At 72.9% G+C, this 20,170-nt stretch carries 16 protein-coding genes; 4 read left to right on the plus strand and 12 right to left on the minus strand.

The window, feature by feature from the left end; genetic code table 11:
- Nucleotides 1-71: 71 nt before the first annotated feature.
- A complete protein-coding gene (locus AC21LY_RS19110) occupies nucleotides 72-269 on the plus strand; it encodes a hypothetical protein (protein WP_489048139.1) in 198 nt (65 codons plus the stop codon).
- Between the two features lie 48 nt (nucleotides 270-317).
- Here the strand turns inward: AC21LY_RS19110 and AC21LY_RS19115 are convergent, their stop codons facing one another.
- Together AC21LY_RS19115 and mgrA are read right to left on the minus strand one after the other, a co-directional pair.
- Complete coding sequence (locus AC21LY_RS19115; protein WP_489048140.1) at nucleotides 318-1,718, minus strand: NAD(P)/FAD-dependent oxidoreductase; 1,401 nt, start codon at nucleotides 1,716-1,718, stop codon at nucleotides 318-320.
- A 94-nt stretch (nucleotides 1,719-1,812) separates the two neighbouring features.
- Nucleotides 1,813-2,886: an L-glyceraldehyde 3-phosphate reductase gene (gene mgrA / locus AC21LY_RS19120; protein ID WP_489048141.1), complete on the minus strand. Its 1,074-nt coding sequence runs from the start codon at nucleotides 2,884-2,886 to the stop codon at nucleotides 1,813-1,815.
- A gap of 50 nt (nucleotides 2,887-2,936) precedes the next feature.
- Between mgrA and AC21LY_RS19125 the strand changes: the two genes are divergently transcribed.
- A complete protein-coding gene (locus AC21LY_RS19125) occupies nucleotides 2,937-3,932 on the plus strand; it encodes a cation diffusion facilitator family transporter (RefSeq protein ID WP_489048142.1) in 996 nt (331 codons plus the stop codon).
- Here the strand turns inward: AC21LY_RS19125 and AC21LY_RS19130 are convergent.
- The 5 genes from AC21LY_RS19130 to AC21LY_RS19150 are packed head-to-tail and all read right to left on the minus strand — an operon-like array spanning nucleotide 3,929 to nucleotide 10,962.
- Nucleotides 3,929-5,878 (minus strand): GMC family oxidoreductase N-terminal domain-containing protein, encoded by a 1,950-nt coding sequence (locus AC21LY_RS19130; protein WP_489048143.1) that lies wholly within the window; start codon nucleotides 5,876-5,878, stop codon nucleotides 3,929-3,931. The two genes, AC21LY_RS19125 and AC21LY_RS19130, sit on opposite strands and share 4 nt — an antisense overlap.
- 4 nt (nucleotides 5,879-5,882) lie before the next feature.
- Nucleotides 5,883-6,908, minus strand: coding sequence for an ABC transporter ATP-binding protein (locus AC21LY_RS19135; RefSeq protein ID WP_489048144.1), 1,026 nt, complete (start codon nucleotides 6,906-6,908; stop codon nucleotides 5,883-5,885).
- A 40-nt stretch (nucleotides 6,909-6,948) separates the two neighbouring features.
- Nucleotides 6,949-8,607 (minus strand): ABC transporter permease, encoded by a 1,659-nt coding sequence (locus tag AC21LY_RS19140; protein WP_489048145.1) that lies wholly within the window; start codon nucleotides 8,605-8,607, stop codon nucleotides 6,949-6,951.
- Entirely contained in the window at nucleotides 8,583-9,647 is a 1,065-nt protein-coding gene (locus AC21LY_RS19145) for a thiamine ABC transporter substrate-binding protein (protein ID WP_489048146.1), read from the minus strand. The genes AC21LY_RS19140 and AC21LY_RS19145 overlap by 25 nt, the downstream gene beginning before the upstream one ends.
- A gap of 4 nt (nucleotides 9,648-9,651) precedes the next feature.
- Complete coding sequence (locus AC21LY_RS19150; RefSeq protein ID WP_489048147.1) at nucleotides 9,652-10,962, minus strand: glycosyltransferase 87 family protein; 1,311 nt, start codon at nucleotides 10,960-10,962, stop codon at nucleotides 9,652-9,654.
- 66 nt (nucleotides 10,963-11,028) lie between these two features.
- Here AC21LY_RS19150 and AC21LY_RS19155 point away from each other — a divergent pair, with 66 nt between their 5' ends.
- Nucleotides 11,029-11,784 (plus strand): CPBP family intramembrane glutamic endopeptidase, encoded by a 756-nt coding sequence (locus AC21LY_RS19155; RefSeq protein ID WP_489048148.1) that lies wholly within the window; start codon nucleotides 11,029-11,031, stop codon nucleotides 11,782-11,784.
- Between the two features lie 169 nt (nucleotides 11,785-11,953).
- Here the strand turns inward: AC21LY_RS19155 and AC21LY_RS19160 are convergent, their stop codons facing one another.
- Together AC21LY_RS19160 and AC21LY_RS19165 are read right to left on the minus strand one after the other, a co-directional pair.
- Nucleotides 11,954-12,880 (minus strand): hypothetical protein, encoded by a 927-nt coding sequence (locus tag AC21LY_RS19160; RefSeq protein WP_489048149.1) that lies wholly within the window; start codon nucleotides 12,878-12,880, stop codon nucleotides 11,954-11,956.
- Between the two features lie 295 nt (nucleotides 12,881-13,175).
- The gene (locus AC21LY_RS19165) at nucleotides 13,176-14,453 is read right to left on the minus strand and encodes an MFS transporter (protein ID WP_489048150.1); all 1,278 of its coding nucleotides are present in this window, start codon (nucleotides 14,451-14,453) and stop codon (nucleotides 13,176-13,178) included.
- Between AC21LY_RS19165 and AC21LY_RS19170 the strand changes: the two genes are divergently transcribed.
- A complete protein-coding gene (locus AC21LY_RS19170) occupies nucleotides 14,447-15,454 on the plus strand; it encodes a LacI family DNA-binding transcriptional regulator (RefSeq protein WP_489048151.1) in 1,008 nt (335 codons plus the stop codon). The two genes, AC21LY_RS19165 and AC21LY_RS19170, sit on opposite strands and share 7 nt — an antisense overlap.
- Here AC21LY_RS19170 and AC21LY_RS19175 read toward each other — a convergent pair.
- Genes AC21LY_RS19175 through glgP form a run of 3 tightly spaced genes read right to left on the minus strand, consistent with a single transcriptional unit; the run spans nucleotide 15,442 to nucleotide 20,134 of the window.
- Nucleotides 15,442-16,734 (minus strand): WS/DGAT domain-containing protein, encoded by a 1,293-nt coding sequence (locus tag AC21LY_RS19175; protein WP_489048152.1) that lies wholly within the window; start codon nucleotides 16,732-16,734, stop codon nucleotides 15,442-15,444. The genes AC21LY_RS19170 and AC21LY_RS19175 overlap by 13 nt on opposite strands.
- A gap of 32 nt (nucleotides 16,735-16,766) precedes the next feature.
- Nucleotides 16,767-17,672 (minus strand): ROK family protein, encoded by a 906-nt coding sequence (locus AC21LY_RS19180; protein WP_489048153.1) that lies wholly within the window; start codon nucleotides 17,670-17,672, stop codon nucleotides 16,767-16,769.
- Nucleotides 17,669-20,134 carry an alpha-glucan family phosphorylase gene (gene glgP, locus AC21LY_RS19185; protein ID WP_489048154.1) on the minus strand — a complete coding sequence of 822 codons (2,466 nt, stop codon included), beginning with the start codon at nucleotides 20,132-20,134 and terminating at the stop codon, nucleotides 17,669-17,671. The genes AC21LY_RS19180 and glgP overlap by 4 nt, the downstream gene beginning before the upstream one ends.
- Nucleotides 20,135-20,170: the final 36 nt, after the last annotated feature.

Consider the following 20,170-nt stretch of genomic DNA (forward strand, 5'->3'; position numbering starts at 1 on the left):
TTCCGCCCCGAATCGGACGGCCCCGGTGTGACGATTGACAATCGCTCGTTAGGTTGCGCTAACCTACTGACGTGAGCAAGAAGAAGGCGCATGAACTCGTGGGCCGCAAGCCCAAGAAGAAGTGCTGCCGCAAGAAGACGCGGTGCCTCAAGTGCCCGGTCGTCATCTGCAAGCTCAACCGCATGTCGGCCGACGGCGCCTCCAAGAAGGAGATGCAGAAGGCCCTGGGGTCGATCCGCGCGAACCCCGGCCGCACCCGGGCCGCCTGAGCGCCCGGGTCACCGTCGGGCATGCCGACGGTGCCCCCGGCCCCGGACTCACGCCTCGTTGCTCCGCTCCAGCTCCTCCGCCTCCTCGACCGCGGCGAGCTCCCCCTGCTTGCTCTGCAGCTGATGCATCGCGAGACGCGCGTAGACCATCTGGCTGGTGATCGCCATCTGGCCGCGACCGCGGCTGGAGAAGGTGATCAGCCAGGTGATCAGCGTGCTGAACCGGTTCTTGAAGCCCACCAGGTACACCAGGTGCAGCGCCAGCCACATCAACCACGCGATGAAGCCGCCGAACTCGATCTTCTTCACCTTGACCACCGCGTTGAACCGCGACACCGTGGCCATGCTGCCCTTGTCGAAGTACTTGAAGGGGGCTCGCTCGGCCGGGCGGTCCTTGCCCTCCAGCGACGCGATGATGTGCTTGGTCGCGTACTTGGCCCCCTGGATCGCGCCCTGCGCCATGCCCGGCACACCCGGCACCGCCATCAGGTCGCCGACGACGAAGACGTACGGATGCCCCTTGACCGTCAGGTCCGGCTCGACGACGACGCGCCCGGCGCGGTCGACCTCCGTCCCCTCCACCTGGTCGGCGATGAGCTTGCCGAGCGGGTTGCCCTGCACACCCGCGGACCACACCTTGCAGGCGCATTCGATGCGCCGCTCGGTGCCGTCCTTCTCCTTGACGGTGATGCCCTGGTAGTCGACCGCGGAGACCATCGCGTTGAGCTGCACCTCGACGCCCATCGCCTCGAGATTCGCCTGCACCTTCCGCCCCAGCTTGGGCCCCATCGGCGGCAGCACCGCCGGCGCGGCGTCGAGCAGGATCACCCGGCAGTCCGACGGGGTGATGGTCCGGAAGGCCCCGACGAGCGTGCGCTCGGCCAGCTCGGCGATCTGCCCGGCCAGCTCGACCCCCGTGGGCCCCGCGCCGACCACCACGAAGGTCAGGCGCCGCTCGCGTTCGACCGGGTCGGTCGAGACCTCCGCCGCCTCGAAGGCGCCGAGGATCCGGCCGCGCAGTTCGAGCGCATCGTCGATGGTCTTCATACCCGGCGCGTAGGTCGCGAAGTGATCGTTGCCGAAGTACGACTGCTGGGCCCCGGCGGCCACGATCACGCTGTCGTACCGGGTCACCGTCTCCATCGTCATGAGCTTCGAGGTGACCGTCTTCGCCGCGAGGTCGACGTCCTCGACCTCACCGAGCAGCACGCGCACGTTCTTCTGATCGCGCAGCACGAGCCGGGTGCTCGGCGCGATCTCGCCCTCGGAGAGGATGCCTGTCGCCACCTGGTACAGCAGCGGCTGGAACAGGTGGCTCGTGGTCTTCGAGATCAGGGTGATGTCCACGTCCGCGTTCTTGAGCGACTGCGCCGCGGTCAGGCCGCCGAAGCCCGAGCCGATGATGACGACGTGGTGTCGGTGGGCCTGCTGCGCCGGGGCGATGGTCATGGGTCTCCTCGTTCGTCGTCGGGCGAGTCCAGTGAAGTCGCGACCGGGCGTTTCCGCAGTGGAACCGCGACATTCGTCCCGTTAGTCCGTTCCGCTACCCGCCCGACCCCGTCGAGGCGGTGGCGCCCCACCAGATGTTCACGTCACCGTCCACGGCGAACTCGTCGATCTCGGCCAGTTCGCCGGCGCTGAACTCGAGGTTCCCGACCGCGCCGACGCTGTCCTCGAGCTGCGCCACACTGGACGCCCCGATCAGCGCGGAGGTCACCGACGACGAGCGGAGCACCCACGCGATCGCCATCTGCGCGAGCGTCTGCCCGCGGTCCGCGGCGATCCCCGCCAGCCCCCGGACGCGGGCCAGGTTCTCGTCGGAGAGCATGCCGCCGGAGAGGCTCTTGCCCGCGGCGGCGCGGGAGTCCTCCGGAACGCCGTGCAGGTAGCGGTCGGTGAGCAGCCCCTGCGCCAGCGGGGAGAAGGCGATCACCCCCATGCCCTCGGCGGCGGTCGTCTCCAGCAGCGAGGGCCCGCCGGCCTCCCCGCCGCGCTCGACCCAGCGGTTGAGCATCGAGTACGAGGGCTGGTGGATCAGCAGCGGGGTCCCCAGCGCGCGCATGATCTCCTGCGCCCGCGCGGTGAGCTCGGCGCTGTACGACGAGATGCCCACGTACAGGGCCCGCCCCGAGGTCACGGCCGTGTGCAGCGCGCCCATCGTCTCCTCCAGCGGGGTGTCCGGATCGGGCCGGTGGCTGTAGAAGATATCGACGTGGTCCAGCCCCATCCGGGCGAGCGACTGGTCCAGCGACTCCAGCAGGTACTTGCGCGAGCCACCGAAGCCGTAGGGCCCGGGCTGCATGTCCCAGCCCGCCTTCGAGGAGATGATCAGTTGGTCCCGGTAGGGCCGGAAGTCCTCGGCGAAGAGGGTGCCGAAGTTCCGCTCGGCGCTGCCGGGCGGCGGGCCGTAGTTGTTCGCGAGGTCGAAGTGGGTCACGCCCAGGTCGAAGGCGCGGCGCAGGATGTCGCGCTGGGTCTGCAAGGGCTTGTCGTCGCCGAAGTTGTGCCACAGGCCGAGCGAGACCGCCGGGAGTCGCAGGCCCGACTCCCCCACCCGCCGGTAGGGGACGCTGTCGTAGCGGCGGTCGTCGGCGACGTACGGATCGAATGCTCCCATGGGCTCCATCATGCCCGGCGCGGCGCACGCGCGGGCCTACGATCGGCAGCATGACTTCCGAGGCGAGCGGCGATTCCCAGGACGAGAGCCTGCTGACGGTGCTGCTCGCCTTCGGCGCGAACGTGCTGATCGCCCTGGCGAAGTCGGTCGCCGCGGCGATCACCGGGTCCGCCGCGATGGTGGCCGAGGCCGCGCATTCGTGGGCCGATACGGGCAACGAGGTCTTCCTCCTCGTCGGGGCGAAGCGGGCCGGCAAGCCGGCCGACGCGGCCCACCCGTTCGGGTACGGGCGCTCCGCCTACGTGTGGTCGATGTTCGCGGCCTTCGGCCTGTTCAGCGTGGGCTCGGCGGTGTCGGTGTGGCACGGCATCTCGGCCCTCGGCGCGCCGGAGGAGGCGACGGAGTACGGCTGGGGCTACGCCGTCCTGGCGATCTCGTTCGTGCTGGAGGGCACCTCCTTCCTGCAGGCCCTGCGGCAGACGCGGGCGGGCGCGCGGGAGCGCATGATGCATCCGCTCCGCTACGTGCGGATCACGTCGAACCCGGTGCTGCGCTCCGTCTTCGCCGAGGACCTGAGCGCTCTGATCGGGATCGTCATCGCCGCGACCGGGATGGCCCTGCACCAGGTCACCGGGAATCCCGCGTGGGACGCGATCGGGTCGATCGCGGTGGGCGTCCTGCTGGGCTTCGTCGCCGTCTTCCTGATCCGCCGGAACATGGACTTCCTCACCGGCGAGGAGGCCACGCCCCTGGCCCGCAACCGCATGCTGGAGGCGCTCCTCGCGCACCCGGACGTCAAGCAGGTGAGCTTCCTGCACCTGGAGTGGGTCGGCGCCGACCGTCTCTTCCTCGTCGCCGCCGTCGACCTCGAGGGCGACCTGCCGGAGTCCCAGGTGGCGGCGCGCCTGGCGGCGATCGCGGACGACATGAACCGCATCCCCCGCATCCAGCGCGCCGTCTTCACCCTGACCAGGCCCGGCGACACGACGCGCCTGACCACCGAGCCGCTCCCCGACTGGTACCTCCGGCGGGGCGAGCGCGGTTAGGCCAGCCGCGCCGCCAGGCGGGTGGCGTTCATGTGGGCGATGGCCTCGATGGAGATCATCGGGTTCACCCCGCTCGGGGTCGGGAAGCACGAGGCGTCCGCGACGACGAGGTTAGGCACCTCCCAGGTGGCCCCGTCCGGATCGGTCGCGGAGGTCTCCCGGCTCCCGCCCATCGCGGCAGAGCCCATGATGTGCAGGGCGATCATCATGCACCGGGCGGGCGCGTAGCCCTCCCGGTGCGCGGCGGCGGCGAAGCCGTCGAGCCGCCCGGGAAGCTCGGCGGCCACCCGGTTCTGGTGCGAGCTGCGCACCGACCGCGCGCCCGCGGCGGCGAGGATCTCCGCCGCCCCGACGACGCCGCAGTGCATGTGCGCGGCGTCGTGGTCGCTGAGCCGGTACCGCACGACGGGCTCGCCGTCCCGCCCGACGGTGACCCGCCCACTCCCGGTGTCCCGGACCAGGACCCCGATCTGCGCCGTGTGCCGCAGCGCGAGCATGTCGGCGGCGTGCTGCGCGGCGGAGTGCCAGGGCTGGAACAGGGTGACCGCACCGGGCCCGGCCGGCCCGGTCTCGTAGATCACGCCGTAGCCGTCGCCGTCGAGGTCGGCGTGCTCCGTCGAGTAGCGGGTCTGCAGCCCGCCCTCCCAGGGCCGGACGTCCTCGTCGAAGACGCCGGCGACGGAGGTCACCGGGTGCAGCCGGAGGTTCTCCCCGATCCGCTTGTTCCGCAGGCCGGATCGCCGCAGCAGGGGCGGGGTCTGCAGCGCACCCGCCGCGACCACGACCGCCCGCGCGGCGACGGTGACGGGGGCACCGCCGGGCCCGATCGCCTCGACGCCGGTGGCGCGCCCCTGCTCCACGACGACCCGCCGCACCTCGGCGCCGACGGCGATCCGTGCACCGTCGTCGGCGGCGTCCCGCAGCCAGGTCTTCACAGTCGACTGTTTGGCGCCGATCCGGCAGCCGTAGCCGCAGCGTCCGCACTCGACGCCCTGGTCGCAGCCGACGACGTTGCGCGGCATCGCGTCGCAGTGCCAGCCGAGGGCCGTGAGTCCGCGCTCGAGGATCGCGTCGCGGGCCGAGGCCCGGTTGTGCTCGGTGTTCACCCCGAGGCGTCGCTGCACCGCCGCCAGCGAGCGGGTGAACTCCTCCCCCGCGAACTGCCGGGCCCCGTGCGCGGCCCATTCCTCACGCACGTGCGCGGGCGTGGCGAAGGAGGTGGACCAGTTGACGACGGTGCCGCCGCCCAGCGTGCCGCCGGCCATGAACGAGGCGAACTGGCCCTCGGCGGAGACCGCGGGGGCGCCCGCGTAGAGCGCGGTGAGCGAGTCCAGTTCGCCGGCGCCGAAGTCGCGGTCGTCGTGGTAGCCGCCGCGTTCGAGCACGAGCACGTCGAGCCCGGCGGCGGCGAGCACGGCCGCCGCGGTGCCGCCGCCCGCGCCCGAGCCGACCACCACGACGTCGGCGGTCAGTCGCGCGCCGCCCGCGGGGATCGTCATCGGTCGCAGCGGGGGTTCGGGGGCGCCGGGCAGCGGGCCGGGGGCCTCGGGGCAGCCGATCGCCGCGCGGGCGGCGGTCGCGTCCGGGGCGATGTAGTAGGCGCCGATCAGGAGCGTGCGCAGCCCCTGGAAGACGGCGCGGACCGGCGCGAGCGGGTGCCTGCCCCACGCGAGCAGCGCCTGTTCGCGTCGCGCGTGCGGCAGCGCCGAGAAGTGCCGCGGTCCGATCCCGGTGGCCAACCCGAAGCCGCGGGTGTCCCAGACGTCGAGGAAGGCCTTGAGCTCGCGCAGCTCGCGCGGCAGCATCTTGTGCCGCGCGGTCCGGGAGACGGCGGCGAGGAGGTCGATGTCGCGCGCGCCGGGCACGCCGTCGCCGCCGGGAACGAGAGTGTCGGCGATAGACAGGAGGGCGCGGGCCTGCCGCGGGGTGAAGACCTCGGTCGTCATGGCCTCATCCGATCACGGCCACGCGGCGGGGGTCGAGCGCGAGGTGCACCGTCGCGCCGTCGGCCGGCGGGGTGTCGCCGAGGGCGTCGACGAGCAGGGCGCCGTCGGGGGTGTCGACGGCGGCGGTGATCCGGACCCCGTCGGCGGTGGGGACCGAGCCCGTCACGCGGGCCGGGACGCCGTGCGCCCGGAGCACGACGGATCCCGGCCGCAGCCCGAGCCGGACGCTACCGTCGGGGCGATCGACGGGGATCCGCCCCAGCGCCGAGGTCGCCAGCCGGTCCTCGACCTGCGCGTCGAGCAGCACGGAGTAGCCGAGGAAGCGCGCTATCTCCGGGGTGCGGGGACGCCGCCACAGGCGGGCCGGCCGGTCCACCTGGGCGAGCTCGCCGTCGTCCAGCACCGCGACGGTGTCGGCGAGCTCGGCGGCCTCGTCGTGGTCGTGGGTCACGATCAGCGCAGGCGTGCCGGTCTCGCGCAGGATGCGGCGCAGGTCGCCGACGAGGCGGTCCCGCAGCTGGCGGTCGAGTGCGGAGAGCGGCTCGTCGAGCAGGAGCAGCCGGGGCTTCGGCGCCAGGGCCCGCGCCAGCGCGACGCGCTGCTGCTGTCCGCCGGAGAGCTCGCCGACGGGCCGCCCACCCATCCCCGGCAGGCCCACCAGCTCGAGCAGTTCCTCGACGCGAGCGCTCGCCGCGGCGCGGGGCCAGCGATGGCGCTGCAGCCCGTACCGGATGTTCCCGGCGACGTCGCGGTGCCCGAAGAGCTGGCCGTCCTGGAAGACCATGCCGAAGCCGCGGCGGTGGGTGGGCACGTGCGCGAGGTCGTCCCCGTCCCACAGCACCCGGCCGCCGGCGAGGGGTTCGAGCCCGGCGACGGCGCGCAGGAGCGTCGACTTGCCGCAGCCCGACGGACCCAGCAGAGCGGTCACGCCGGCACGCTCGGCCCCGTCCGGCTGCCCGACGGTGAGCGTGACGTCCCGCACGGCGGTCCGGTCGCCGTACCGCACCGAGACCCGGTCGATGGTCAGCATCGTCGCTCCCCTCCCCTGTCCTCGCCTCCACGGATACGCATCAGAACTCGGCCCCTCCCACGTCGTCGCGGCGCAGCGCCTCGACGATGCCGATCACGAGCACCGTCGCGACGATCAGCAGCACCGAGCAGGACGCGGCGAGCGCCGCGCTGTCCCAGCCCGGCCGCCCGGCGATCCGCCCGATGAGGACGGGCAGCGTCATCTGCTCGGGACGCACCAGGAAGCTCGCCGCGCCGAACTCGCCCAGCGTGACGACGTAGGCGAAACCCGCGGCCACTGCGACCGAGCGGCTGATCACCGGCAGGTCGACGGAGACGAAGACGCGCAGCGGCGAGGCGCCGAGAACGGCGGCGGCCTGGCGCTGCCGCGGGTCGACGGCCCCGAGGGCGGGCACCAGGACCCGCACCACCAGCGGCACCGCGACGAGGGCCTGCACGAAGGGCAGCACGGCCGCCGACTCGCGGACGGCGGGCAGGGACTGCAGCGCCAGAAGGTACCCGAAGCCGAGCGTCACCGCACTGACCCCGAGCGGCAGCATCACCACGGCATCGGCGAACCGGCTCAGCAGTCCCCGCGAGCGGGCGATCGCGACCGCGGCGAGCCCGCCGACGAGGAGCGCGATCGCGCCCGCCTGCGCGGCCGTGACGAGCGACATCATCAGCGCCTTGACCGGGACGACGCCGCCGAAGTCGGTGGTCAGCCGCCGGTAGGCATCGAGGCCCAGCGCGCCCGACGGGTCGGGGTGTAGCGAGCGCAGCACGAGCGCGGCGAGCGGGAAGAGCAGCAGCGTCACGCTCACGGGCACACCGACGAGCACCGCGAGCCGGGCGCGGCCGACGGCGCGGGGCGGATCGACGCGCGCCGCCGTCGACGGGCGCGAGACCCGCACCCGCAGCGCGCCGCTGAGCGCGACGGCGAGCACCACGATCAGGATCTGGACGAGGGCGAGCAGAGCGGCCGTCCGCAGGTCGAAGGCACCGACGACCTCCTGGTAGACCGCGGTCTCCAGCGTGCGCAGCCGGGTCCCGCCCACCACGAGCACGATGCCGAAGCTGGTCGCGCAGAACAGGAAGACGACGGACGCCGCGGAGGCGATGGCGGGCAGCAGCGCCGGGCCGGTCGTGCTGAGGAAGGCGCGCAGGGGTCCGGCGCCGAGCGTCCGGGCGGCCTGTTCGGCGCGGGGGTCGACCGCCGACCACACGCCGCCGACGATCCGCGCCACCACCGAGACGTTGAAGTAGGCGTGCGCGAGCAGCACGGCCCACACGGTCTCCGAGAGCCCGAGGAGGCCCAGGGTGCCGCCGGGCGCGAAGAGCGCGCGGAAGGCGACGCCGACCACCACGGTCGGCAGGACGAAGGGCACCGTCGCCGCGACGCGGACGAGCCACTGCCCGCGGAACCGGACCCGCGCGGTGAGCCACGCGAGCGGGAGGCCCAGAGCCACCGTGAGCAGCGTCGACGCGGCCGCCTGCCAGAGCGTGAACCAGACCAGTCCCAGGCCGCCCGCGCCGGTGAAGCCCTCGCGGAGGCCGACACCGTCGGAGGACAGACCCCGCGCGAGGATCGCCGCGACGGGCCAAAGGAAGAAGACCGCGACGAACAGCAGGGGCGCGGCAAGCAGCGCGAACCGCGCCGGGGACGCCGCCGGCGCGCGCCGGAGCAGCACCCGGGAGGTCACCGCCCCATGAGCTGCCGCCACTGCCGCACCCAGGTGTCGCGCTCGTCGGCGAGGCGATCAGCGGGCAGGGTCGCGGCCTTCGGCGGGACGGGCGCGTACTTGGCCCAGGACTCGGGCAGCGCGACGCCGCGGGTCACGGGGTAGACGTACATCTCGTCCGGGATGGTGGCCTGCGCCGCCGGGGAGAGCAGGAAGTCGATGAGCTTGCGCGCACCGTCGGGGTTCTTGGTGCCGCGCAGCACGCCCGCGTACTCGACCTGCCGGAAGCAGGTGTCGAGCAGCGCCCTGGTCGGGGGCGCGGACCCGTCCTTGCCCACCTCGGCGGCGGGCGAGCTGGCGTAGGAGACGACGATCGGCTTCGGGCCCTTGCCTGCGGAGCCGGAGAAGTCGGTCGAGTACGCCGTCGTCCAGTTCGGTGTCACGGAGACCTCGTTCGCGCGCAGCGACCGCCAGTAGTCCTGCCAGCCCTCGCCGAGCGTCGCGACGGTGCCGGCCAGGAAGGCCATGCCCGGCGACGCCGTCTCCGGGTTCTCGACCACGGTCAGACCCTTGTACTCGGGCTTCGCGAGGTCCTGGTAGGTGACGGGCTCGGGCAGGTTCTTCTCGCGGAAGTAGCGGGTGTCGATGTTGACGCAGACGTCGCCGAAGTCGATCGCGGTGAGCTGCGGCATCCCGGCCAGGGCGTAGTCCTGGGCGCCGTTCGCCGCGGCGGGCGAGACGTAGTCGTCGAAGACGCCCGCCCGCACCGGCCGCGCCGCGTAGGTGTTGTCGACGCCGTAGGCCACGTCGCCGGGCGGGTTGCCCGGGGTCAGCGAGAGCTTGGTGGCGAGCTCGCCGCCGTCGCCCAGCTCGACGGTCTTGACCGCCAGCCCGGTCTGCTTCGTGAAGTCGGCGAGAACTCCTTCCGGCAGGTGGAAGCTCGAGTGGGTCACCAGGGTCACCGTCCCGGTGGCCGACGGTGCGCCGCTCTCCTTCGACGGTGCCGTGCTGGTCGCGCAGGCGCTGGTCGCGAGGGTCGCGGCGGTCAGGAGCGCCAGGCCGATGCGGCCGAGGTTGGTCATCCGCTCAGACTAGTGCGTCCAGCCGCCGGCGCTGCGTGAGGATCAGCGCCACCAGGACGACGGCGGCGAGCACGCCCGGCGCCATGAGGACCGCCCAGAGGAGACCGTCGTGGACACCGATCACCCCGAGCCCCTTGAGCATGAAGTGCACGCCGATGTATCCCAGGACGGCGACGAACAGGGCCGCCCTCGTCGACCAGACCGTGTACGCCGCGCCCGGGGTGAGGAAGTCCACACCCCCGCCGCGCCCCAGCGGCCCGTGCACCACCCAGATCAGCAGCGGGACGATCCACACGAAGTGGTGGATCCACGAGATCGGCGAGGCCAGCAGGCCGAACCACTGGACCAGGACCAGCGCGATGAGCGCATCGCCGCGCCGCACCACCCACCATGCGGCGAAGAGCAGCACGGCGGCCACCGCGACCGCCACGATCCACGCCGGGCCCGTGCCCACGTCGTACCCCGCGAACCGGGAGACCGCGCCCCGGAGCGCCTGGTTATCGGGCTTGGCGGGGTCCCCGATGGGGCCGGTGTCGCCGAGCAGCACCGTGAAGTAGCGGCGGGTCTCGGCCGGGAGCACGAGGTAGCTCACCCCGACGGTCGCGACGAAGGTGAGGGCGGAGACGACCGCCGCCCACACCCGGCCCCGGGCCAGCAGGAAGAGCCCGCCCACCGCGGGGGTGAGCTTGATCCCGGCCGCGATGCCGATCAGGAGGCCGGAGGCACCGTCGACCCCGCCCGGCCTGCGCGCGAGCGCGGGGCCCGGCGCGGCGCGGGCCACGAGGTACGCGGCCCACACACCGAAGGTCATCAGGACCACGTTGATCTGGCCGTAGTCGAGGTTGGTGCGCACCGGGTCGATCCACAGCGCGCCCGCGGTCCACACCAGGGGCAGCTCGCGCGGCACGTCGCCCAGGCGCGACGGTGCCCCGCGCCCCGCGGCCAGGATCGCCAGGCACATGCGGATGACGAGGAACAGCAGGCCCGCGGTGAGCGCCACCCAGCCGACGGCGACCACCGGGAAGGGCAGGAACTTGAGCGGGTAGAAGAAGAGCGCCGCGAAGGGCGGGTAGGTGAAGGGCAGCGGCTGCTGGGGCGTGTACTCGCGGAGGGCGAAGTCGTACAGCCCGCCGTCCGCGGTCACCCGCTGGGCCGCCTCGTAGTAGACCCGCAGGTCGACGAAGTTGAAGTTGTGCTTCCCGGCGAGGATCCAGACGATCCGGGCGCCGACCGCCACGAGGAAGAGGGGAAGCGCGATGCGCCGGAGGCCGCTCGACCGGCCGCCGTCGGCCGGCGTGCTGCGGTCCTTGGTCACGGGTGGACACCTTAGCGAGGCTCACGCCCGTTGCGCGAACCGCCGTGCATCTGGACCATGGATCGAATGACCGCACAGTCGACGACCGCCCCCGATCACTCCGCGCTGCGTTCGGCGCTCTCGGGTGCGCGGGCGATCGTCGACGTCGGCGTCGTCGTCGCCGTGCTGGTGGCCACCAACCTCATCGCGCACTTCACCAGCAGCTGGGCCGCCCTGCTGGCCGTGCCGGTCTCCGCGGTCCTGCTCATCGGCATCGCGCGGCACCGCGGGCTGGACTGGCACGAGCTGGGCCTGGGCCGCGAGCACTGGCGTTCGGGGGCGAAGTACGCCGCCGCGGCGGTCCTCGTGGTGGCGACGGTGATCGTGGTCGGCGCCCTGCTGCCGGTCACGCGGGGCCTGTTCCTCAACGACCGGTACGCCACCTTCTCGACGGCGATCATCGCCTCGATGGTGATCATCCCGCTGCAGACGGTGATTCCCGAGGAGCTCGCCTTCCGCGGCGCGCTGCACGGCACACTCTCGCGGGCGATGCACTTCCGCTGGGTCGTGGTCACCGGGTCGCTGCTCTTCGGCCTCTGGCACATCGCCTCGTCGCTGGGCCTGACCAGCGGCAACGCGGGCCTGACGAAGATCCTCGGCGCCGGCCCGCTGGCCCAGTTCCTCGGCATCGCGGGCGCCGTGGTCGCCACCGCCTTCGCCGGCTGGGTGTTCACCTGGCTCCGCTCCCGCAGCGGCTCCCTCATCGCCCCCATCGCCCTGCACTGGTGCCTCAACGGCGCCGGCGCCCTCGCCGCCGCCTTCGCCTGGCAACTCCTCCGCTGACCCCCACCGCCTACCCGCCGCTCGCTTCGCTCGTGGGCGCTCCCTAGCGGGGCGGCCACCTCCCTAGGTCCACGGACCTGGGGAATGCACGACACGCGGAGGCGCTGCACGCCCCGCTAGGGAGTCCGACGGTGCCGACGCGCCAGGACATCCGACGGTGCGGGGCGCGTCAGCCCGGAAACCGAGGGATCGAGGTGATCATCCCGGTGTTGAACATCTGTGCGGTCAGGATCGCGTAGAACCGCCGCCGATCGAGCAGATCCTCCCACTTCCAATGGCAGACGGTGATCCCGATGGTTACGAAGTCGCTGTCCCGTCGCTGTTCGTACGCCCGACGGTCCGCGTCGTTCCGGTACTTGCCGTCACCGTCGAACTCACCGACGAGCCGTCCCCAGTAGAAGTCGACGTGATATGTCCGGCCCCTGATCCGAAACGTCCGCTGCAGAGCCGGAGCGGGGAGCTTCCACTGGATCATCCGCGCCCGCGACCACGACTCCCCCACCGATTCGCTGCATTCCACGGAATCCGCAAGGGCACGCATCGCCGTCTCACTGCCCGTCCGCCTACCCAGCCCCTTCGCGACCCGCACCAGGTCCGCCAACGGCACCGTCGGCCGATCCGTCGGCTTCGGCACGCGCGGGACCAGCCGCGCACCGTCGAAGACGACGAGGGCCTGTTCGTACGTTCCGGCCATCCCGCAGTCGACCGCGGTCCGCGCGAGGGACGTGACCCGGATCCCGTCCAGCACCACGACGTCCTCGGGTGGCAGCGGCCGCGGGTGCACGTGTCGCTTCCCACTGACCAGTCCGCCCTTGTGCCGGTCGTCGATCGTGGTGTGCACGCGTGCGTAGTCCGGGCTGAGCAACGGCAGCCCCCACAGCACCGCGGCGCTCTGGTGGCTGATCACGCCCCAGCCTCCGACGGTGCCGGCCGCCCGCACCATCCGTTCGTACTCGACCCACGCCTCGCCGACCGGCTCGTCCGTATAGATCGTCGGCCACAGCAGTCGCAGCTTCTTGCGCCGTAGCTCCTGCCGGATCCTGTTCCGCGTCCATCCCTGCGCCAGCAGCAACTCTCGCGTCATCAACTCCCCCATGCGGCGATCATGCCGTGAGGTGGTGTCCCCTCTACCCCGCAGAACCGCCGATATCGCGGCTTCATCCACAGGATCCGAGTTATCCACAGGCCCCCGCGCGCCCTACTCCCTCGCCTCACCTCGCTCCGCTCGGGCGCGCTCCCTAGCGGGGCGGACACCTCCCTAGGTCCACGGACCTAGGGAGTGCACGACACGCGGAGGCGCTGCACGCCCCGCTAGGGGCGGGCCGACGGTGGCTGTGCGCCCTCCCGCTGGGGAGCACCGACGATGCCGGGCGTCAGCGCCGGCGCCCACGTCAGGAGCAGGTCGGCGGTGCCGCCTGCTCCGGTTCGCGCGCTGCAGGCGCCACGACGACCGCGACGGCGACGGCGACGAGCACCAGGATCAGCGCGTAGAGCAGCGTGACGTACTCCCCCAGTGCACCGATGACCGGCGGGCCGGCGAGGAAGGACAGGTAGCCGACGGTCGAGACCACGGAGACGCGGGCCGCGGCCATGCGCGGCTCGTCGGCCGCGGCGGACATGCCGACGGGGAAGCCGAGCGAGGCACCGAGGCCCCACAGTGCGACGCCCGGGTAGGCGAGCCAGGTCGGGCCGAAGATCACCATCGACAGTCCGACGAAGGCGAGCACACCGCACGCGCGCAGCGTCCGGACCCGGCCGTACCGGTCGAGCGCCTTCGTGCCCGCGAACCGCCCGATCGTCATGAAGGTCACGAAGACCGCGAAGGTCAGCGTGCCGACGGTCTTCGACGTGCCGTGATCATCGACCATCGCGAGCGCCAGCCAGTCGTTGGCGCTGCCCTCGGTGAGCGCCATGCCGAGGACCATCAGCCCGATGAGCAGCGTGCGCGGCTCGCGCCAGACCGCCAGCCGCTCCCGCCGGGAGACCGGAGCGTGGTCGTCGGCGTCGTGCGCCTGGAAGGGCACGTGCCGCAGCGCGAACCACCCGGACACCAGGAGCACGCCGTTCACCACGATCAGGTGCGGGAGCAGCGGGACGTGCGCCGCCTGGGCGGCGGCAGCGGTCAGCGCGCCCGCGACGGTGCCCACGGAGAAGGCCGCATGGAAGGCCGGCATCACGGTGCGCCCGAGTGCCCGCTCGTTCTCGGCCCCGGAGAGGTTCATGCAGACGTCGGTGATGCCGTGCGAGAGCCCGACGAAGACGAGGGGCAGCAGCGTGAGCAGGTAGTTGCCGGACTGCGCGCCCGCGGCGGCCGCGATCATGGTCACGCCCAGCGCGGGCACGGTCACCGCCAGCACGCGGCGTGCGCCGAACCGCGCCGCCAGTGCCCCCGAGCCGACGAGGCCCACGACGGAGCCGACCGCGAGCCCGAAGGTCAGCAGGCTGATCTGCAGGGTGCTGGCCCCCAGGTCGTCGCGGACCTGCGGCAGCCGCCCCAGGTAGCTCGCGAAGGTGAGCCCGCTGAGGGCGAAGATCACGAAGATGCCGTTGCGCCAGGCGAGCACGGAGGCGCCCGCCTCGCTCACCCTCTGCCTTTGGAAGTCCACGCTCACCGATCTACCCTTCGAAACGTTTCGATTAGTCCTTGCTAGGCTAGGTGCCCATGACACGCGGGTCAAACCGAATAACCCTGGTGCACGTCGCCGAGGCGGCGGGCGTCTCGCTGTCCACGGCCTCGCACGCCTTCGGCGTCGACAAGCCCATCAGCGAGGCGACTCGAGCGCGGGTCCTCGCCGCAGCAGCAGCACTGGGCTACGAGGGGCCGGACCCCCGCGCGCGTTCCCTCCGCAGCGGACGCACGGACATCATCGGCGTCCAGGTCGACGACGAGACCGGCCGCGCCTTCCGCGACCCGGTCGTCATCGGGATCCTCGACGGGGTCTCCTCCGCCCTCGCGGCCACCGCCACCTCCGTCCTGTTGATCCCCGACTCGATCCCGGAGGAACGCCTGCGGACGCTCCCCGTCGACGGTGTCGTCGCCGCGGGCTGCTCGCCCGCCCTCCCCGAACTCCGCGCGGCGATGGCGCGGCGCTCCCTGCCCGTCGTGACCGCGGGCAACCAGGTCGACGACCTCGGCAGCGTCGGGGTCGAGAACCGCGCCGCCACCCGGCGACTGACGAGCCATCTGCAGGCGCTCGGCCACCGCCGCGCGGGCATCGTCCGGCTGCGGCAGGGCGACGTGGAGCGGGCGCGTACCGGCGCCGCGCTCGCGGCCTTCCCGGGGGCACCGATCGCGATCAGCACCGACAGCACGATCGACGAGGGCTTCCGCGCCGCCGAGGAACTCCTCAGCCGCGAAACCGATAGCGGCGAAGGACCTCTCACCGCAGTGATCGCCCAGTCCGACCTGCTCGCCATCGGCGCGATCCGTGCGGCGGAGGCGCGGGGGCTGCGCGTCCCCGAGGACCTGTCCGTCGTCGGTTTCGACGGTATCCGGGTAGACGGCTTCGCCCGTTCCCTCACCACGATCCGCCAGCCGGTCGTCGAGATGGGCCGGCTGGCGGCGCAGGCGATCCTCGCCGCGAACGACGGTGCGCCGCTGCCCACCCTGGCGATGAACGTCGACCTGGTGATCGGCGACACCACCGGCCCCGCGCCTCAGCGCGGCTGAGCCACCTCGTCGAGCGCCGCGGCGAGCAACGCCGCGTACTGATCCGGATCCGGTACGGCCGTCCGACTACTCGTCACCGAGACGGTGACCGCGTCGCCGAGCCCGTGCACTCCGTGGGTGAGCCCCATCGCGGGCGACAGAGCCGGAAAGCCAGCGGTGAAGACCGATCTCCCGCCGAGCAGCTCCAGGTCCGCCGGTCCCCGGTGCACGCTGGAGAGCACCGTCGCGCCCGCCATCGTCTCGGGCACGGCCGTGGGATCGAAGGAGCGCACACCGAGCGCCGCCAGGGCCGACGGTGCCGCCTCCTCCGCCGCGCCGACGGTGCGCCACAGCGGACTCGCGGCGCGCTCCCGCGCCGCACCGAGCGCGGTGGCGATGAGGCCGGCGCGCTCCACTACGGCCGCGCCGGGGAACAGGGGTACCGAGACGTTGCCGAAGGCGTTGCGTTCGCCGTGCCGTCGCTCCCGCGCGACCATCACCTCCGCGGCCAACTCGGCCGGCACCGCGGCGCCGCGGAGCCGGAGGTACCGCTCGACGGCGAGCGAGACCGCGGCGAGCGCGGTCACCGTCACGGTGTGCCCGGTGCGCAGAGGAGCACTGTCGCGCACCAGCATCCGCACGTCACGGGTCCCGTCGGGCGCCGTATTGAGCGCGGTCAGCGGGCTGCCGGGCACGGGCCCCGGCAGCCGGCCGGCGGCAGTGCGCCGGTCGATCTCGGCACGCGCCGGCGCGCTGCGCAGGCCGAGCGCGACCGTCCGTGCCAGCGCGACGGGCAGGCCCAGCACACCGCGGGCCGCCCGCACCGGTCCGGGCAGCGGGCGGAAGACTGGCGCCGGTCCCGGCACACCCGTACCGAACAATGCCCGGGCGAGAGCACTGGCCCGCCTGCCGTCGGCGAGCGCGTGCGCCACCTGCAGCACCACCACCGTCGCCGGTCCCGCGCACCGCGGCGCGCCGGCGACGTGCGGGAAGACGTGCAGCCGCCACGGCGAGACGGTCGCGTCCACTTGGTGCGCGAACAGGCGCGCCACCGCGGCGGGGACGGCGTCCCACGTCGGGGCGATGCCCTCGCGGACGTCGACGACATCGCAGGGCGCCCAGGCCGGGTGTTCGAGATCGCCCGGGGCGGGTGCGATCCGCAGCCGCAGGTCCGTGATCGACGGTGCCCGCGCCAGGAGCACGTCCGCGACCTCAGCCACCGACGGTGCCCCGCCGGCGCCGTGATCGAAACAGTAGAGCAGGAACTGGTCGCTCGGTATCACCGCCGATGCCCAATGCACGCGGGCATCGCGCGGCGAGAGCAACCCGCCCGTCACGGCAGCAGGTCCCGGCGGTAGACCAGGGCGGCCGCGCCGACCAGCGGCGCGTCGTCGCCGAGTCCCGCCGGCACGACCCGCGCGGCGGCGACATAGGGCAGCGGATGCGCGGCGACGGCCGCCCGGACGAGCGCCACGAAATCGTCGGCGACGCCCGTGAAACCGCCCCCGACGACGACCACCGAGACGGGGACCAGCGCCAGCGCGCTGCCGATCCCCTGCCCCACGGCGGCGGCGCACCGTCGGACCGCGGCCACCGCGACCTCGTCGCCGGACCGGTAGGCCGCCCCCAACTCCTCCCCCGTCGAGCCGGTGAAGCCCTGCGCGCGTGCCCATTCGACGGTGTGCGGGCCGGACGCGACCGACTCGAGCATCGTCGTCCGCCCCAGCGATTCGCTGCCCGTGTAACCGGAGACCTCGACCTGACCGATGTGGCCGGCATTGCCGCCGAGCGCGCGGCCGCCCACGATGAAGCCGCCGCCGATGCCGGTGGAGACCACCATCCCGAGGGCGTCGTCGTAGCCGCGGGCCGCTCCCAGCCACTGCTCGCCCAGCACGATCGCGATGCCGTCACGGCGGAACTCCACGTCCAGCCCGCCGGCGGCGTCGGCCACCAGGTCGCGCAGCGGGAAGCCGTGCAGGGCTTCCAGGTTGATCGGCGAGGTGGTGCCCGCGGCCTCGTCGACCGGACCCGCGGCGGCGAGGCCCACGCCCTGCACCGGGCCGTCGGCCGTCGCGAGCGCGGCGCGCACCACGGAGAAGATCGCGGTCTCGAGATCGGCGGTGGACGCGTCCTCCCCGGTCGGGGCGCGATGCCGCGAGGCCGGGACGACGGTGCCGTCGGGTTCGACGAGCGCGGCCGCCACCTTCGTGCCGCCGAGGTCCACCGCGAGCACCGTCACCGTGCGTACCGCACCAGTCCGAGCTCGGCGGGCCCGCTGAGCAGCCGGTGCTGCGGGAGCACGCGCACCGCGTAGCCGAACCGGCCCACCTCGGCGGGCAGCACCGCGCGGTAGCGCTCGCCGTCGCAGTGCAGGCGAACGGGCTTGCCGCCCACGATCTCCCCGGCCTCGTCGACGCCGCCGATCACGGCCTCGACCCGGACGTCGCCGTCCTCGAGCACGCCCAGATCGACCTGTGCGGTGAGATCGACGCCCTCGGGCACCACGACCGCGGTCGTCTGCCCCACCCGCACCTCGTCCCACCCGGCGCGGACCTTGTCGATGTACTCCACCAGCTCGGCGATCGCGGGCTTCGTGGCGCGGGCGGAGCGGGCGGCGGGCCGGTAGTAGTCGGTGGCGTACTCGCGCACCATGCGCTCGGCCGATACCTCGGGTGCGGTCGAGGCCAGGGTGTTGCGCACCTTGGCGAGCCAGCGCGGGGGCGCATCGTCGGCATCGCGCCGGTCGTAGAAGGCCGGCACCACGTCGTGCTCGAGGAGGTCGTAGAGGGCATCGGCTTCGATGTCGTCGCGACGGTTCGGATCCACGCCCACGGCCGACGGGATGGCCCAGCCGTTGTCCCCGTCGTAGAGCTCGTCCCACCAGCCGTCGAGGACCGACAGGTTCAGACCGCCGTTCATGGCGCTCTTCATGCCGGAGGTACCGCACGCCTCGAGCGGCCGGAGCGGGTTGTTCAGCCACACGTCGCAGCCGTGGTAGAGGTACCCCGCCATGCCGATGGAGTAGTTGGGCAGGAAGGCGATCCGGTGCCGCAGGGTGCGGTCGTCGGTGAAGTGCAGCAGCTGCTGCAGGAGCCGCTTGCCCTCGTCGTCGTGGGGATGGCTCTTGCCCGCGATCACCACCTGCACGGGCCGGTCCGGATCCAGCAGGAGCGCACGGAGCCGCTCGGGATCGCGCAGCATCAGCGTCAGGCGCTTGTAGGTGGAGACGCGCCGGGCGAAGCCGATGGTGAGCACGTCGGGATCGAACATCCGGTCCGTCCAGCCGAGTTCGGCGTCGACGGCGCCGCGCTCGATCCAGGCGGCGCGAGTGCGGGTGCGCACCTCGTCGACGAGGCGGTGCCGCAGCGTGGTCCGCAGCCGCCAGAGCGCCTCGTCGGGCATCGAGAGCGGGTCGGTCGCGCGTTCGGCGACGAGGCGGTCGGCCCACGTGCCGTGGTGCACGCCGTTGGTGACCGAGCCGATCGGCACCTCGGCCGGTTCGAAGCCGGGCCACAGGCCCGCGAACATCTCGCGGCTGACGACCCCGTGCAGCTTCGAGACGCCGTTCGCCCGCTGGGCGAGACGGAAACCCATGTGCGCCATGTTGAAGACGCCCGGGTCGGCTTCGGCGCCGAGGGCGATGATCTCGTCGAGCGGCACCGTGGGCAGGAGCGAGCACATCTGGCTCGCGTCGCCGAAGTAGCGGCGCACGAGGTCCACCGGGAAGCGGTCGATGCCCGCCGGCACCGGGGTGTGGGTGGTGAAGACGGTGGCGGTGCGGGCGAGGGTGCGCGCCTGCGCGTAGGTCAGGCCGTCGGTGGCCATGAGCTCGCGGATCCGCTCCAGGCCGAGGAAGCCGGCATGCCCCTCGTTGGCGTGGAAGACCTCGACCCCGGGGTGGCCGGTGAGGTCGCAGAAGGCGCGGGCGGCGCGGACGCCGCCGATCCCGAGCAGGATCTCTTGGCGCAGCCGGTGTTCCGCGTCGCCGCCGTACAGCCGATCGGTCACGCCGCGCAGGTCCGGGTCGTTGTTCTCGATGTCGGTGTCGAGCAGCAGCAGCGGGATCCGGCCCACGTCCGCGCGCCACACGGCGGCGCTGAGCACCCGGTCCGCGAGCGGCACGGAGACCACCAATTGCTGCCCGGTGGAAAGGGTCACCGGTCGCAGCGGCAGCTGCGTCGGGTCCAGCGCCGGGTACTGCTCGAGCTGCCAACCGTCCGCGGAGAGCGACTGCTGGAAGTACCCGTGCCGGTAGAGCAGGCCGAGCGCGATCAGCGGGAGACCGAGATCGGAGGCGGCCTTGAGGTGGTCGCCGGCAAGGATGCCGAGGCCGCCGGAGTAGTTCGGCAGCGTCTGGCTGACGCCGAACTCCATGGAGAAGTAGGCGATCGATTTCACGGCGTCCTTGAGTTCGTCCGCCCAGGCCGGCCGCGTGAGGTAGTCGTTCAGATCCGCGCGCAGGGCGCGGACCAGGGCGACGAACTCCTCGTCAGCGCCGAGAGCGTCCACCCGCGCCTGATCGGCGCCGCGCAGGGCCGCGAGGGGGTCCCGGGTGGCCGCCCACACCTCGGGCGCGACGGTGGCGAACAGGTCCTGGGTGGGGCCGTGCCACACCCAGCGCAGGTTGAGCGCGAGGTCGGCGAGCGGGGCGAGCGACTCGGGGTAGACGGGCTCGACGGTGAACGTTCCTTCTGCATGCACGGCTACCGACCCTATTGCCTGCCCGCCCCGCCCGCG

The organism is Tsukamurella sp. II2bb, from assembly GCF_057815145.1.

What these genes read in the sequence shown, in the direction of transcription:
- AC21LY_RS19125 (WP_489048142.1), top strand. Translation starts at nt 2,937, where the DNA reads ATGACTTCCGAGGCGAGCGGCGATTCCCAGGACGAGAGCCTGCTGACG.
- mgrA (WP_489048141.1), bottom strand. Translation starts at nt 2,886, where the DNA reads ATGGGAGCATTCGATCCGTACGTCGCCGACGACCGCCGCTACGACAGC.
- AC21LY_RS19155 (WP_489048148.1), top strand. Translation starts at nt 11,029, where the DNA reads ATGACCGCACAGTCGACGACCGCCCCCGATCACTCCGCGCTGCGTTCG.
- AC21LY_RS19145 (WP_489048146.1), bottom strand. Translation starts at nt 9,647, where the DNA reads ATGACCAACCTCGGCCGCATCGGCCTGGCGCTCCTGACCGCCGCGACC.
- AC21LY_RS19160 (WP_489048149.1), bottom strand. Translation starts at nt 12,880, where the DNA reads ATGGGGGAGTTGATGACGCGAGAGTTGCTGCTGGCGCAGGGATGGACG.
- AC21LY_RS19135 (WP_489048144.1), bottom strand. Translation starts at nt 6,908, where the DNA reads ATGCTGACCATCGACCGGGTCTCGGTGCGGTACGGCGACCGGACCGCC.
- AC21LY_RS19115 (WP_489048140.1), bottom strand. Translation starts at nt 1,718, where the DNA reads ATGACCATCGCCCCGGCGCAGCAGGCCCACCGACACCACGTCGTCATC.
- AC21LY_RS19130 (WP_489048143.1), bottom strand. Translation starts at nt 5,878, where the DNA reads ATGACGACCGAGGTCTTCACCCCGCGGCAGGCCCGCGCCCTCCTGTCT.
- AC21LY_RS19170 (WP_489048151.1), top strand. Translation starts at nt 14,447, where the DNA reads ATGACACGCGGGTCAAACCGAATAACCCTGGTGCACGTCGCCGAGGCG.